Here is a 12,573-nt window from a genome sequence, read left to right on the forward strand (position 1 = left end):
GCGGTCATCAAATATCTTAATCAACCAACACGTTCGTGCGAGCTACGGCAAAACCAAGACTGTTAATCCGAGCAGGACGCAGTTCCGATAATGACGATTCTCGACGATGCGCGAGCGGTCGGAGAGAACGGCCCCGTCTGCGATTCGTGTCTGGGCCGGGTGTTCGCCGAGCGGAGTTTCGGCCTCACCAACGAACAGCGCGGGAACGCGCTGCGGACCGCCGTGGCATTGGCAGACGACGAGCCCTACGAACCGACCGACGTGGCAGAGTGTTGGGTGTGTGAAGGCCTCTGTGCGACGTTCGACGAGTGGGCGCAGCGCGCCGCAGAAGCAGTGGAGGGCATCGAGTTCGACACGTATCAAGTTGGCACACGCACGCCGCCGCTCATCGAAGAAAACGAACTCCTCTTGCGCGAGAGCGCCGGGCTCCCGGAGGACGCGGGCGAGCAGTTCAAGTCCGAGTTCAACCGCGAGGTGGGCAAACGCATTGGACGGCTCACCGAGACGGAAGTTGACTTTGGCCGCCCGCACGTCATGTTCACGCTCAATTTAGAGGGCGACACAGTCGAGATGCGCAACCACTCGACGTTTGTTTATGGGCGCTACCGCAAACTCGAACGCGACATTCCCCAGACGAAATGGCCGTGCTCTGAGTGCAACGAGACGGGTTACATCCGCGGCGACCCGTGTCACGTCTGTGCCGGGAGTGGCTATCGCTACCCCGAGAGCGTCGAACAGCTCGCCGCACCACCGCTGCTCGAAGCAATGGATGGCGAGGCAACGACCTTCCACGGCGCGGGCCGCGAGGACGTAGACGCGCTCATGCTCGGAACCGGCCGCCCGTTCGTGATGGAGATTACAAACCCGAAGGTTCGGCACGTCGATTTGGCCGCGCTTGAAGAGGCAGTCAACGAGCAGGCCGAGGGGAAAATCGAGGTCGAGGGCCTGCGCGCGTGCACCTACGAGATGGTCGAACGAGTCAAAGAACACGACGCCTCGAAGACTTACCGCATGGACGTGAAGTTCGCCCATCCGGTGACCACAGAAGACCTGCAGGCGGCGATAGCCGAGTTGCAGGGCGCGACCATCGAGCAGTACACGCCCCAGCGCGTCGACCACCGCCGAGCGAACCTGACCCGCGTACGCGAGGTGTACAACATCGAAGGCGAGGTGGTGGACGAATATCACGCAGACCTCACCATCCACGGCGCGGGCGGCCTCTACATTAAAGAACTCGTGAGCGGCGACGACGGCCGTACCAAACCGAGCCTGACCGGCCTGCTCGGCGTCAACGCCGTCGTGACCGCGCTCGACGTGGTTGCGGTCGAAGGCGAAGACGAACCGTTCGAAGCCGAGGAGTTCTTCCGTGACTAGCGGGCAGAAACGTTTTTTAGTTGCTCTGCAACGTTTGTGTGATGACTGGGCGCTTTGGTGCTGACGAGGCCGGGCGCGGTCCCGTCCTCGGGTCGATGTTCGCCGCCGCCGTGAGCGTGCCCGACGAGGACGTACTCCCGGACGGCATCACCGACTCGAAGTTTCTCACGCCCGCCCGTCGCGAAGAACTCGCGGACGCCCTCCGCGCGTCGCCGAACGTCGCAGTCGGCATCGCGGAGGTGACGGTTTCGCAGATTGACGACCCGGAGACGGACCTGAACACCCTCACCGTCCGCGCACAGGCAGACGCCCTCCGCCAAGTTCTCGAAGACGACATGGAAGGCATCGTGGACGCCTGTGACACCGACGAAGCGCGCTTTGCCCGCCGCGTGGCCGGAAAACTCGACAAGAATGTCACCCTCCGCGCGGAACACGGCGCAGACGAGAATCACCTGATTGTCGGCGCGGCGAGCATCATCGCTAAGGTCGCCCGCGACGCCCACGTCGCGGAGTTAGCCTCAGCGTACGGCGAGGTCGGCAGCGGCTATCCGAGCGACCCGACGACGAAGGCATTTCTCACCGAGTTCGTCGAACGAAACGGCAACCTGCCCGATTGCGCGCGCGCGTCGTGGCAGACGAGCAAGGATGCCCTCGCCGCACGCGAGCAGGCGGGCCTGAGCGAATTTTGAACCGGTGAGACACGCCGTTCGCCGCGTCCGACCCGCTCATTTTTAGCATGTTATTGAGTAACATACATTGATGTACGACGAGATTCTCCTTCCGACTGACGGAAGTGGCGGGATGAAACGGGTTACAGAGCACGCCCTCGGTCTCGCCGAATTGTGCGGGGCGACCATCCACGCGCTGTACGTCGTTGATGAAACCGCCTATGAAACCGTCCCCGAGGATGCACGCCATCAGGTTCGGGACACGCTCCAAGAAGACGGAAAGAGTGCGACGAAGTCGATCGCATCACGCGCCGAGGTGAGAGGTATCGAAAGCAAGGAGGAGGTTAGGTGGGGCGACCCAGCAGTCGCCATCATCGCCTACGCCGTCAGGAATGACATCGACCTCATCGTGATGGGGACACGTGGAAAAACTGGCTTCGAGCGATATCTGCTCGGAAGCGTAGCGGAGAAGGTGCTTCGGGTCTCTCCTGTTCCGGTCGTGACGGTTCACCTCAGCGACCCAGAGGAACTCGTCGCCGAAATCGAGGAGTTACTGGAGCGTAATTACGAATAGTGGCACTTCAATCCCGAATGAGTAGCTGGAATCGAGAGTTGTCGTCCGATTCCAGCTATCGGTCGACGATTGAAGAGGTACTAGCGGTGTGACAGCACCAAGCACGCGATCGAGAAAATCAGCAGCTTTAGCCGCCTGTATCGCGTGCGAATCGGTAAATGTCCTGGAATCTGCTCTTCGTCGCGGGGCTGTTCGAGATCGCGTGGGCCATCGGACTTGGCTACTCTGAGGGGCTCACGAAGCCCATTCCGACGGCTGGAACCGTCGTCGCGCTCGTCATCAGCATGGTGCTGCTCGCAAAAGCCGTCGAGAACCTTCCCGTCGGGACGGCCTACGCCGTGTGGACCGGCATCGGCGCAGTCGGAACCGCGATTCTTGGGATGTACCTATTCGACGAGCCCGCCACCGTCGCTCGCCTCGGCTTCATCGGCCTCATCGTCGTCGGCGTGGTTGGGTTGAATCTCGTCTCGGGCGGCCACTAAGCGGAATTAAGTGATAGTGGGCTGAAGCGTTCGTATGGAACGATCTGTTCGCTACGCCCTCTCGGTTCTCGTCGCCATCGGCGTCACGGGGTTCGTCTATCTGGTTGCGCCGCCGCCAGAAGCCTCGCTCGACATACTGGCGGGACTCGGGGTAGTGTACGCCGCGGGTGCGTTCGTCTGGCTTCGCTATTGGACACATCTGACAACCGTAGAAGCACCCAGTCCGGTGAGTGGGTTGTTCACCGGTGTGACGACGTTCGCCGGTATCTCGCTGCTGAACGGGCTTCCAGACGGCACACGACTCGGCGTGACCGCACTTGGCTTTGGACTGGCGTGGTTCGGGTTCGCCGCGGGCGTTGGGGTCGGCGTAGAGTGAGGCAGTTTCTCCAACTATTCAGTCGGTAGATTGCTACCCGCATTCAACAGCAATGCCGCAGCTGCGACCAGCAACAGCCCGGCGAGCAGCGAGAACCACAGTTCTTGACGGCGAGAGGGCATCGGTCGAAGCGACGCGAAACGGCGTGAAAATGGTTACTGAATTGACCGAACGACGAACTCGACTAGTCGATGTTCATCAGGTTGCGCAGCACGTCACCGTAGGCCGGGCGGGTGACGAGCACGCCGATGAGCACACCGACGATGGTGATGATGGCGAACCCTTGGAGGTCACCGAGGCTGAGCACCGCGAGCGGACTCATGGCAACGATGGTCGTCGCGGCGGCCGCACCGATGACCCAGAACGCCTTGCGGAAGCGGTCGCGGAACACGCGGCCGGTTTTCACGTCTCCAGCTTGGATGATTTCGTCGGCGATAATCACCAAGTCGTCCACCCCAGTCCCAATCACGGCGATGAGTCCGGCAATGTGCGAGAGGTCGAGCGCGAGGTCGATTGCCGCGGCGAAGCCGAGCAGGATGATGACCTCAGAGAGCGCGGTGACGACCATCGGCGCGGCGATTTCGAATCGGCCGTAGCGCAGGTAGGTCATCCCAGCAACGGCGAGGACGGCGATGATGCCCGTGATGAGGCTGAACAGCTTGAACTCAGAAGCGAGTGCGGGTTCGAGGAAGTACGTCGTCCCTTCACCCTCGATGTCGAGGGAGGTCGGGAGCGCACCGGCTTGCAGGTTGACCTGCAGGGCGCGCGCTTCTGACATGTTCGTCGTCGTCATGGTGAACGACGGGTCGTTTACGAACTCGCCGCTCTGGAGGATTCCTGCGAGCCCCGAGGACATCGACGCCGAGTAGACGACTTGCCCGTCAACCACGGTGTGCAGACAGTAGCCCGGGTCGTCGGGTGTGGACTCGTACCGACAGTTCTGGATGCCCTGTTGGCTCGTAAAGCCGAAGTTCTGCATCCCCTCTGAGAAGTTCTGGGCGGCCTCGTCGTTCAGCGCGACGGGCACGGACGGCGGCTGGTTGCCCTGACCTTGTTGGGGCGCACCGATTTCGGTGAAGTCGCCCTGCGTGAGCATCGAGACGCGGCGGTACTCAGTCGTGCCGTTGCCTTGGGCGGGGAACTCGGCGACGATTTCGACCTTCCCGCGGTCGCCGATGAGGTTGATGACGTCAGAACGGTTCTGGTTTGGCACCTCAATCAAGATGAACGTCTCTTGGGTGGTTTCGACCTGTTGGACCGACCCACCAGAGAGGCCGATACGATTGATTTTCTCCGTGAGCACCGCGACAGCCGTCTGACGGGTTTCTGCGGTGACGCCATCGCGGATGTTCTCCTCGGTCGCATCGACGCCCGCCGCTTGCAGGGCGCTTGCGAACTCGGCTTGCGTCACGTTGTTCGTGAACACCTCGACGGTGCTCGGCGTGACGCGAACGTCGGTGCGCGAGATGTCGAGTTGGGAGGCAACGGTGTTTGCGACCTCGCGGTCGTTGTCAGGCGAAATCGAGACCTCCTCTGCGGTGAGGCCGACGAGCGGCGCGCGGATGCGCGTCCCGCCGGAGAGTTCGAGGCCGTATTTGAGGTTCGTCGGCCCCGTGTCTACAGTTCCGGCTTGGCCGCCGTCTGCGCCACCGGTCGGCGCGAACAGGGCGACCCCGGAGAGGACGATGAGGACGACCAGCAAGACGATTCGCCAGTTTTCGCGAAACGAACTCATCGGGCCACCCCCTCGAATTTGTACCAGCGAAGCAGGCTCAGATTGAGCATGTATGTGTTCATCAGGTCAGCGGTGAGGCCAAAGACGAGGACAATCCCGATAGAAGGGAGCAGCGGAATCCCAAAGAGGAACGCCGTGAGCGTCATCACGGCCATCGCGGCGAGCGACGTGAGCGTCATCGTGACACCCGTGCGCATCGCGCGGTAGGTGGATTCATAGAAGTCCCCGCTCCGGCGCAGAATGTGGTTGTTGAGCAGGAGGTCTGAGTCCACGCTGTAACCAATCAACATCAACAGCGCGGCGACCGTCCCGAGCGAGAGTTTGATGCCGAAAATGTTCATCAACGCAATCGGAATCACGATGTCCGAGAACGCAGAGAGGACGACGGCAATCGACGGGACGAACGAGCGAAACAGGATGAAGACGATGAGACTCATCCCGACGAACGCGATGAGCACGCCAAGCAGGGCAAGGCGCTGGGTCTCAGCCCCGAAACTCGGGGAGCGACTCTGTGAGGACTCGACGGTGTAGCCTGCATCCCGCGCCTGTCGTTCGATCGCTGACGCAGACGCTTCATCGCCGTCCGCTTGGAACGTCACGATGTAGGTATCGGCTGACGAGCGAATCGGTTGAACCGACTCGACCGGCGTGTCGAACGTGGCCTCAATCTGTGCCGGTGAATCGGTTGTCTGTATCTGTAATTCGGTGCCGCCGGTGAACGCGATGCCCGGGGTGACCGGTGCACCCGTCATCGCGGTCCACCCAGCGATGATGAGAAGCGCAACGGCGAGCACTCCAAGAGGCACCGCCGCCAACTGGCGGTTAGTGTACCGGGAGAAATCGACCTCCGGTACCTCGAACTCGACCATACCTGTGGGTCCTTATTCCCGTCGAATAAGCCTTCTTATACGAAATTGAGAAGCGAACGAAATTCACCCGCCCCACAACGTGCTTGTGGTTGGCACGCATAGAAGATGCCATGAGCGATGCATCGCGCGTCGTCGTCTCCTACCCGGCAGACCTGAGCGGGTGGGGACGCGGCCAACTCGACACCCCGTGGTTTCGCGCCTATCTCACGAAAACGCTCGGAGCGCCCCGCGTTGGCGACGAGTTCGAGGAGTTCCTCGACGTGGGCTGTTGTGGTGATTCACTCGACGTGCCGCTCAAGGTAGCGGCCATCGAGGGCGGCGACCGCGTTGGCCCCACAACCGAAATCGAATACGTAGAACGCGAAGCCTGCGGGATTCGCGGCGGGTGGCTCGTCCAGAGTCAGGCCGCGCCTCAGGGCAAGTAGCGAATCGCAACGACGCCTGCGTTCGCACGGATTTCGACTCGATTGACGCCGAGACGCGCGGCGCGTTCGCGGGTCGCTTGGTCTGTCCGAACGTCTTCTACAGCCGCGTCGGTCTGGTCAGCTTCGACGGTCAGTACGTGAATCTCGCCGATGCCAGCGCGCTCGCGCGTGGTGAGTTCACCGATTTCCTGGGCAGCGGCGAGGTCTTTTTCGAGTTGGGTCGGCGTCTCGTCGCTTCGCTCGACCGGAATCTGCCAGCGGCGCTCGACGGAGACGAGTTCCCACGACACCTCCATCGGCGGTTCGGGTGCGACGGTTCCTTCGATGGCGTCGCCCTCCTCGATGCCGGGGTTCGACCCGAGCGTGTGTACCTGCCCGGTCGAAACGTCCGTGAGAATCGCCGCATCCACCTCGGCGTGCGTACAGAGAAACGTACCCGTCTGTTCCATGGGCGGGGCTAGGGACTCGTTGGGTTTCTGCGTTTCGTGTACGCCTCAGTCGGCAAACGACTCGACAGACAGCACCACCGACTGCTCGCGGTACCGGGAAATTGTCCGGGTTGCCCACGACCGCACTTCCTCGTCTACGACCTGAATGAGACCACGAGGGAGCCCGCCTTCGTCGGCAATCGCAATATCGACGAGGTCGTCGGCCACGGAGACGATGAACGGAATCTCGCCGGGGTAGCGGCGGATTTCTGCCTGTCCGGAGGCCAGAATATCGCGGAACATGGACGCCATCTGTTCGTCGTTCTGGATGGTGTCGATGACGTCGTGGGTGAGGATGGCTTCGATGGTCAGGTCACCGGCCGTGGTGCGCCGCCAGATGACTTCGATGTTCTGGGGGGCGGTCGCGTTCGTGAGCACCGAGAGCGACGATGCCTGTCGCTGGGTGTGGGCGGCGCGACGATACGGTGCAAGCGGGTCAGAGTGCGTGGGGACGGTCACCGAAGCGTCTTCGAGCCGGTCGATGTCGAAACTAAAATCTTCGACCGGGAGCCACGGCGCGAGTGGCTGCAGCTGGGCGACCGTCTCCATCGTTTCGAGAAACGTCCGGTACGCAGTAGCGACGAGGCGACCAAGTCCGGTCACCTCATACTGTCGCCCTCGACGACGTATCCACCCCCGGTCGGTGAGGTCTGCGAGAATGCGGCCAAGCGTCACGCGAGAGGCACCGGTCTCCGCTTCGAGTTCGTCGCGGGTGTGCGGTCGCTCGGTGACGGCGAGTAAAACGGCAGGCCGATTCTCAGACCCGGCGAGAAACGCCAAGTCGTCGAAGGCTGTGCCCATAGTGGATGCTAGGAGTCCGCACACTTAAACCGTTGACAATTTTTAACGCAGGCGGCGGTGGACTGCAAAGATGAGCAGTGCGGCGAAAAATGGCGGCAGTGGACTCGTCAGCGCTGGCAGTGCGTAGAGGAGGGAGATGAGCGGCGCAAAGAGACCGGTTGGCGGGTCGCGGCAGGTCATCTGGCCGTCTAAGACGAAACACTCGGGAATCGAGATGATGAGCCCGATGTAGAGCGAGCAGAGAAACAGGTAGCCTGCAATCGCGAGAACCGTGTCGTAGTTGTCGCTCACAGGCAGGTTGCGGCGGTGGCGGCGGGCGACGAAGAGGATGGGCGCGAGCAGCGGCCCGAGGACGAAGATGCCGATGACGACGTAGAACGCCCGCGAAAGGGTGAGCGAGCCGCCGGGAACGTTCGACGTGGCGGCGATGAGCACGACGAGCGCGAACGTGATGATGAGCGCGACGAGCACCGAGGCGAGCGAGCCGACGACGACGTACGACCGAAACAGCAGCGAGTCGCTCGCGCGAAGCGCGTAGGGAATTGCGCCGAACACGCCGCGATAGGCGTCGTCTGACTCGCTGGTCACACCGGCTGTCATGACCCGACGTTGGCGAGCGACCCGATTAAACCACGCGATATGCTGGCTCCGAGTTGGGCTGGCGAGCGCGTTTCTCACGCAACCGGTGGTATAACTCTCACGGCCGAAATTCACCAATCATTTTATCGTTCCACCCAAGGGGTTCTCTATGCACCTGGACGTCGGAAACGCACTCGCCTCGGTCGCAAAGCCCGGTGTGACCGAAGCGGCCTTAAAACGCTTAGATGCGCGCGTCGCGGCCGCCCACGAGCGCATCGAGCAGGGCCGCGAAGCCCACGAACACGGCTACGAAGCCCTCAACCTCCCACACAGCACAGATGCAGCCGAAATCCGTGACGCTGTCTCCTCGCTCACGGATGCAGAGGCCGTCCTCACCGTCGGTATCGGCGGGAGTGCCCTCGGCGCGGCCACCATCTCGACGGCTCTCGACATCGAGAACGCCTATGTCCTCGACAACGTTGACCCCGAACACACCTCCGCCGTCCTCGACAGCCTCCCGCTCGACAAAACCGCCGTTAACGTCGTCTCGCGCTCGGGCACGACCGTCGAAACGCTCGCCACCTTCCTCATCGTCCGCGACGCGATGGAAGCCGCGGGCGTCGACTGGGCCAACAGGACGCTCGTGACGACGGGCGACGACGGGCCGCTTCGCGAACTCGCAGACGCCCACGACCTCCCGACGCTCAAGGTTCCAGACGGCGTCCCGGGCCGCTTTTCTGCGCTCTCTGCGGTCGGACTCGTCCCGGCGGCCATCATGGGCGGCGACATCGAAGGCGTCCTCGACGGCGGCAAGCAGGCAATGGAGTCGCTCTCTGGGTCGTTGTTCGACTCGCCCGCCTACGCCTACGGTGCAATTGCCTACGCGCTCGACCTCCGGGGGGCGCGCATCCACGCGATGGTGCCCTACGCAGAGGCGTTAGAACCGTTCGCCGAATGGTTCGCCCAGCTCTGGGCCGAAAGCCTCGGCAAAGACGGCATGGGCCAGACGCCGGTGCGTGCCCTCGGCGCAACCGACCAGCACTCCCAACTCCAACTCTACCGCGCCGGGCCGAACGACAAACTCGTGACGCTCGTCCGCCCGCGCGACCGCGAAGACCGCGAGATTCCAGAAACCGACGCAGCAGAACTTGCCTACCTCAGCGGCAACTCACTTGGCGACCTCTTAGACGCCGAGTTTCGCGCGACCGAAGCCTCGCTCGCGGCGGCCAACCAGCCAAACGTCCGCATCGAACTCGAGCGCGTGGACGCAGCAGGCATCGGGAAGCTGCTCTATCAGATGGAAGCTGCCTGTGTGCTCGCGGGCGAACTCTACGGCGTCGAGACGTTCAACCAGCCCGCCGTCGAGTGGGGCAAACGCGCTGCCCGCGGCCTGCTCGGTGGCGGCGACTTCGAAGAAGCACAGGCCGTCGCGGACAAAGAGGCCTACTGGATTCAGTAAGACCGTAGCGATTTTAGCCGTCCCCGCCTACGTCCCGGTATGTCACAGAGCCCTGCGGCTAGTGTGGGGGTCGCGCTCGCGGGTGTTGCCCTCGCCGCCGCGTTCCTCCCGTGGATGGGCGCGGGCACGTCCGTCGCTGGCCTCACCATCGGGAGCGTTGCCGGTGCCGCCCTCGCGGGTGTCGCCTTGCTCACCTTCCTGCTTCGACGCCACGAGGTGTTGCCCCGGACGTGGGGTGCCCCACTCGCTGGACTCGCAAGCGGGGCTGTCGTCTGCGCCGCCATCTACACGCTCCTCGCCCCAACGCTTTCTGACGCAGCAAGCGGCGCGCTCGGCGGTGGCCTCCCCGTCGCCGCGTTTGCCGGGCTGTTCGCGCTCGGCGCGGCGGTTGCAGACGGTGCGGACATCTCCGCAAAACGCATCTCACGGATGGTCCGCGACGTAGCGATTGCGTCTGCGGTTGGCCTCGTGAGCTTCCTCGTCGGAATGGCCCTCTCTATCATCCCCACCTCAATTGTCGCGGACGTTGGCTTCGCCGTCCAGTTCGGCGTGTTCACGACATTCTTCGGACTCGGACTCGCCCTCTCTGCGATTGCGTATCTGAAACTCCGCGAGATTGGCCTCGACTACATCGACATCCGGATGCCGAGCAAACGTGACCTCGCCTACGCCGTTGGCGGCGTGGTCGTGCTCTACGGCGCGGCCATCGCCATCAGCATCGTGCTCCAGTCGCTCGGGCTCTCGGGCGCAGAGAGCAGTATCGAGCAACAGGCACGCGAGGGCAATCCGACGCTGTTGCTCGTGCTCATCCCGCTGTCGTGGCTCGTTATCGGCCCGGGCGAAGAGCTCGTGTTCCGTAACATCGTCCAGAAATCGCTGTACGACAGCTTCTCTGAGCGCGCTGCCGTGGTCGTCGCAAGCTGTATCTTCGCACTCATCCACATCCCACAGTACTATAGCGCGACGAACCCGGCTTCGACGTTCACGACGCTCGTCGTCATTTTCATCCTCTCGCTCCTGCTCGGTGAGACCTACCGCCGAACCGGAAACCTCGTCGTCCCTATCCTGATTCACGGAACATTCAACGCCGTCCAATTCTTCCAGCTCTACGTCCAACTCGCTGGCAGCCCGGTCTGACGGTTGTCTGACGGAAATTTATATGTCAAAGTGTGGTACAGACCCACATGCGCCACTACTCGCTCGTCTGTGAAGACCACCTTGCAGAGCAGGTGACTCAGCTGGCGCAAGAGTACGGACTCACGGAAGAAGAGGTGCTCAGGCAGTTGATTTCTGCCGGACTTTCCTCGCTCGATTAGGCGCTACTCGGGTTCTTGCGGGTGAGTCCCGTCCCACAGATCGGACAGCGGTCTTTGTTTTCGTCGAAGACGCGGCCACAGCCCTGACATTGGAACTTCCAGTTGCGCTGTTCTGCAATACCGTCTTGGGCGATGACCTCGACGGTGACTTCGAGGCGCTCTGCGACGTTCTGCATCGCGTAGTCGTCGGTGACGAGAATGCCTTCGAGTTCGTAGGCCGCCGCAATCAGCCGGATGTCGGTGGCAGAGAGCTCGGCTAAGTCGCCCGACTTGCGCGCGGCGCGTTGGACGGTTTCGACGGACTGCTCGTCGGGGATGTGGATGTACATCCCAGCGCCTTCCATCGCGTCGAAGCGAAAGGCGTGTTCGGCTTCGAGTTCCTCGCGGACGAGCGGGATAGAGGCCTTCTTCGCTTGCGTATGATACTCGTGGATAAAAGCGGACGTGTCGAGAACGTGCATTTAACGACGGATAACGATGTGGTCTTTCACTGCTTGGACGCGGTTTACGGGCACTTTGAACCGCCCGCTGTCGTTGACGCTGAAATCAACGTTGCGCGTATTGGTCTGTTCTGTTGGTTCGACGATGAGTTCGTGGAGCGACCCCGTCTTGAGGTCCATCGTGATGTTGTAGAGCATCCCGATTTCAGCCCCGTCTGAGCCCATCACGGCCTTCCCCGACAGATTCTCGGCGAGTATTTCGGGCATACCCACCAGTTCCACATCAATTCATATAAACGGCACGGGGATGTCTGACACCCGTCCGCCAGCGCTGTCGCAAACGTTGATACATCAACACAACGTAGCCCGGACTATGGACAGACGAACCCTCCTCAAACACGGCGTCACGGTTTCGACACTCGGTCTCCTCGCCGGGTGCACCGGTGGTGGCGGCGAAGAAACCACAACGACCGCGACACCCACCGAGTCAACAACCACCGAAACGACGACGACGGCGGAGCCAACCACGGAGCAGACCACGACGACCAGCGAAACGACGACGACCGCCACAACGACGACCGCAGAACAAACGCCCGTCCAGTCAGCCATCACCATCACGGTCGGCCAAGACGGCAACCTGCGCTTTTCGCCCACCCGCGCGTCGGTCAAAGTCGGTGGCGAGGTGACGTGGACGTGGGATTCATCAGGCCACAACGTGCGCCCGCGTTCGCAGCCAGACGGCGCAGATTGGGAGGGAACCCCCGGCGGCGACGGCACCACCTACAGTTCAGGCGACGAGTTCACCTTCACCTTTGCCGTGCCCGGCACGTACGAGTACTACTGTGCACCCCACCAGAGTTTCGGGATGGAAGGCATCCTCGAAGTCGTCGAATAGCCCGAACACCCGCCAACACCCCGCTCAACGCAGGCGATTGTTTCGACTCGTGTCGCAGCGCCAACCACCCGTACACCCTTTTGAAAGACTTT

General features: G+C 62.2%; 17 protein-coding genes. 10 read left to right on the forward strand and 7 right to left on the reverse strand.

The annotated features are described in order from the left end of the window. The first annotated feature begins 90 nt into the window (after positions 1–90). The 5 genes from V5N47_RS05760 to V5N47_RS05780 all read left to right on the forward strand — a co-directional run bounded on the left by V5N47_RS05760 (position 91) and on the right by V5N47_RS05780 (position 3,474). Positions 91–1,374, forward strand: coding sequence for a tRNA pseudouridine(54/55) synthase Pus10 (locus V5N47_RS05760; protein WP_338729914.1), 1,284 nt, complete (start codon positions 91–93; stop codon positions 1,372–1,374). A 41-nt stretch (positions 1,375–1,415) separates the two neighbouring features. After that, positions 1,416–2,063, forward strand: coding sequence for a ribonuclease HII (rnhB, locus tag V5N47_RS05765; protein WP_338729915.1), 648 nt, complete (start codon positions 1,416–1,418; stop codon positions 2,061–2,063). Between the two features lie 70 nt (positions 2,064–2,133). Then, positions 2,134–2,616 carry a universal stress protein gene (locus tag V5N47_RS05770; RefSeq protein ID WP_338729916.1) on the forward strand — a complete coding sequence of 161 codons (483 nt, stop codon included), beginning with the start codon at positions 2,134–2,136 and terminating at the stop codon, positions 2,614–2,616. A gap of 158 nt (positions 2,617–2,774) precedes the next feature. Then, positions 2,775–3,098, forward strand: a complete 324-nt coding sequence (locus V5N47_RS05775; RefSeq protein WP_338729917.1) for a multidrug efflux SMR transporter — start codon at positions 2,775–2,777, stop codon at positions 3,096–3,098. A 34-nt stretch (positions 3,099–3,132) separates the two neighbouring features. Continuing rightward, positions 3,133–3,474 (forward strand): hypothetical protein, encoded by a 342-nt coding sequence (locus V5N47_RS05780; protein WP_338729918.1) that lies wholly within the window; start codon positions 3,133–3,135, stop codon positions 3,472–3,474. A gap of 184 nt (positions 3,475–3,658) precedes the next feature. Here V5N47_RS05780 and V5N47_RS05785 read toward each other — a convergent pair whose 3' ends face one another. Next, positions 3,659–5,209, reverse strand: a complete 1,551-nt coding sequence (locus tag V5N47_RS05785; RefSeq protein WP_338729919.1) for a preprotein translocase subunit SecD — start codon at positions 5,207–5,209, stop codon at positions 3,659–3,661. Beyond that, positions 5,206–6,078, reverse strand: coding sequence for a protein translocase subunit SecF (gene secF, locus V5N47_RS05790; protein ID WP_338729920.1), 873 nt, complete (start codon positions 6,076–6,078; stop codon positions 5,206–5,208). Before secF ends, V5N47_RS05785 begins: the two co-directional genes overlap by 4 nt. A gap of 110 nt (positions 6,079–6,188) precedes the next feature. On the opposite strand from secF, the gene V5N47_RS05795 reads away from it, so the two are divergent. Further along, positions 6,189–6,503 carry a hypothetical protein gene (locus tag V5N47_RS05795; protein ID WP_338729921.1) on the forward strand — a complete coding sequence of 105 codons (315 nt, stop codon included), beginning with the start codon at positions 6,189–6,191 and terminating at the stop codon, positions 6,501–6,503. Here the strand turns inward: V5N47_RS05795 and V5N47_RS05800 are convergent. The 3 genes from V5N47_RS05800 to V5N47_RS05810 are packed head-to-tail and all read right to left on the reverse strand — an operon-like array spanning position 6,491 to position 8,392. Continuing rightward, a complete protein-coding gene (locus V5N47_RS05800; RefSeq protein ID WP_338729922.1) occupies positions 6,491–6,952 on the reverse strand; it encodes a DUF5812 family protein in 462 nt (153 codons plus the stop codon). The genes V5N47_RS05795 and V5N47_RS05800 overlap by 13 nt on opposite strands. A 45-nt stretch (positions 6,953–6,997) precedes the next feature. Further along, complete coding sequence (locus V5N47_RS05805) at positions 6,998–7,792, reverse strand: helix-turn-helix domain-containing protein (RefSeq protein ID WP_338729923.1); 795 nt, start codon at positions 7,790–7,792, stop codon at positions 6,998–7,000. A gap of 42 nt (positions 7,793–7,834) precedes the next feature. Further along, entirely contained in the window at positions 7,835–8,392 is a 558-nt protein-coding gene (locus tag V5N47_RS05810) for a hypothetical protein (RefSeq protein WP_338729924.1), read from the reverse strand. Positions 8,393–8,540: 148 nt separating this feature from the next. On the opposite strand from V5N47_RS05810, the gene V5N47_RS05815 reads away from it, so the two are divergent. From V5N47_RS05815 to V5N47_RS05825, 3 genes are read left to right on the forward strand one after another with little or no spacing between them, the layout of a single operon-like run. Then, positions 8,541–9,830: a glucose-6-phosphate isomerase gene (locus tag V5N47_RS05815; RefSeq protein WP_338729925.1), complete on the forward strand. Its 1,290-nt coding sequence runs from the start codon at positions 8,541–8,543 to the stop codon at positions 9,828–9,830. Between the two features lie 39 nt (positions 9,831–9,869). Further along, positions 9,870–10,967: a type II CAAX endopeptidase family protein gene (locus V5N47_RS05820; protein ID WP_338729926.1), complete on the forward strand. Its 1,098-nt coding sequence runs from the start codon at positions 9,870–9,872 to the stop codon at positions 10,965–10,967. Positions 10,968–10,999: 32 nt separating this feature from the next. After that, positions 11,000–11,146 (forward strand): CopG family transcriptional regulator, encoded by a 147-nt coding sequence (locus V5N47_RS05825; protein ID WP_338729927.1) that lies wholly within the window; start codon positions 11,000–11,002, stop codon positions 11,144–11,146. Here V5N47_RS05825 and V5N47_RS05830 read toward each other — a convergent pair. Both V5N47_RS05830 and V5N47_RS05835 read right to left on the reverse strand, forming a co-directional pair. Beyond that, entirely contained in the window at positions 11,143–11,607 is a 465-nt protein-coding gene (locus V5N47_RS05830) for an NOB1 family endonuclease (RefSeq protein ID WP_338729928.1), read from the reverse strand. The two genes, V5N47_RS05825 and V5N47_RS05830, sit on opposite strands and share 4 nt — an antisense overlap. Continuing rightward, complete coding sequence (locus tag V5N47_RS05835; RefSeq protein WP_332897201.1) at positions 11,608–11,853, reverse strand: PRC-barrel domain-containing protein; 246 nt, start codon at positions 11,851–11,853, stop codon at positions 11,608–11,610. 106 nt (positions 11,854–11,959) lie between these two features. Here V5N47_RS05835 and V5N47_RS05840 point away from each other — a divergent pair, with 106 nt between their 5' ends. Beyond that, complete coding sequence (locus V5N47_RS05840) at positions 11,960–12,481, forward strand: plastocyanin/azurin family copper-binding protein (RefSeq protein WP_338729929.1); 522 nt, start codon at positions 11,960–11,962, stop codon at positions 12,479–12,481. Positions 12,482–12,573: the final 92 nt, after the last annotated feature.

The organism is Haladaptatus sp. DJG-WS-42, assembly GCF_037198285.1.
Taxonomy (GTDB): Archaea; Halobacteriota; Halobacteria; order Halobacteriales; family Halococcaceae; genus QDMS2.

What these genes read in the sequence shown, in the direction of transcription:
- V5N47_RS05760 (WP_338729914.1), top strand. Translation starts at nt 91, where the DNA reads ATGACGATTCTCGACGATGCGCGAGCGGTCGGAGAGAACGGCCCCGTC.
- rnhB (WP_338729915.1), top strand. Translation starts at nt 1,416, where the DNA reads ATGACTGGGCGCTTTGGTGCTGACGAGGCCGGGCGCGGTCCCGTCCTC.
- V5N47_RS05770 (WP_338729916.1), top strand. Translation starts at nt 2,134, where the DNA reads ATGTACGACGAGATTCTCCTTCCGACTGACGGAAGTGGCGGGATGAAA.
- V5N47_RS05775 (WP_338729917.1), top strand. Translation starts at nt 2,775, where the DNA reads ATGTCCTGGAATCTGCTCTTCGTCGCGGGGCTGTTCGAGATCGCGTGG.
- V5N47_RS05780 (WP_338729918.1), top strand. Translation starts at nt 3,133, where the DNA reads ATGGAACGATCTGTTCGCTACGCCCTCTCGGTTCTCGTCGCCATCGGC.
- V5N47_RS05785 (WP_338729919.1), bottom strand. Translation starts at nt 5,209, where the DNA reads ATGAGTTCGTTTCGCGAAAACTGGCGAATCGTCTTGCTGGTCGTCCTC.
- secF (WP_338729920.1), bottom strand. Translation starts at nt 6,078, where the DNA reads ATGGTCGAGTTCGAGGTACCGGAGGTCGATTTCTCCCGGTACACTAAC.
- V5N47_RS05795 (WP_338729921.1), top strand. Translation starts at nt 6,189, where the DNA reads ATGAGCGATGCATCGCGCGTCGTCGTCTCCTACCCGGCAGACCTGAGC.
- V5N47_RS05800 (WP_338729922.1), bottom strand. Translation starts at nt 6,952, where the DNA reads ATGGAACAGACGGGTACGTTTCTCTGTACGCACGCCGAGGTGGATGCG.
- V5N47_RS05805 (WP_338729923.1), bottom strand. Translation starts at nt 7,792, where the DNA reads ATGGGCACAGCCTTCGACGACTTGGCGTTTCTCGCCGGGTCTGAGAAT.
- V5N47_RS05810 (WP_338729924.1), bottom strand. Translation starts at nt 8,392, where the DNA reads ATGACAGCCGGTGTGACCAGCGAGTCAGACGACGCCTATCGCGGCGTG.
- V5N47_RS05815 (WP_338729925.1), top strand. Translation starts at nt 8,541, where the DNA reads ATGCACCTGGACGTCGGAAACGCACTCGCCTCGGTCGCAAAGCCCGGT.
- V5N47_RS05820 (WP_338729926.1), top strand. Translation starts at nt 9,870, where the DNA reads ATGTCACAGAGCCCTGCGGCTAGTGTGGGGGTCGCGCTCGCGGGTGTT.
- V5N47_RS05830 (WP_338729928.1), bottom strand. Translation starts at nt 11,607, where the DNA reads ATGCACGTTCTCGACACGTCCGCTTTTATCCACGAGTATCATACGCAA.
- V5N47_RS05835 (WP_332897201.1), bottom strand. Translation starts at nt 11,853, where the DNA reads ATGCCCGAAATACTCGCCGAGAATCTGTCGGGGAAGGCCGTGATGGGC.
- V5N47_RS05840 (WP_338729929.1), top strand. Translation starts at nt 11,960, where the DNA reads ATGGACAGACGAACCCTCCTCAAACACGGCGTCACGGTTTCGACACTC.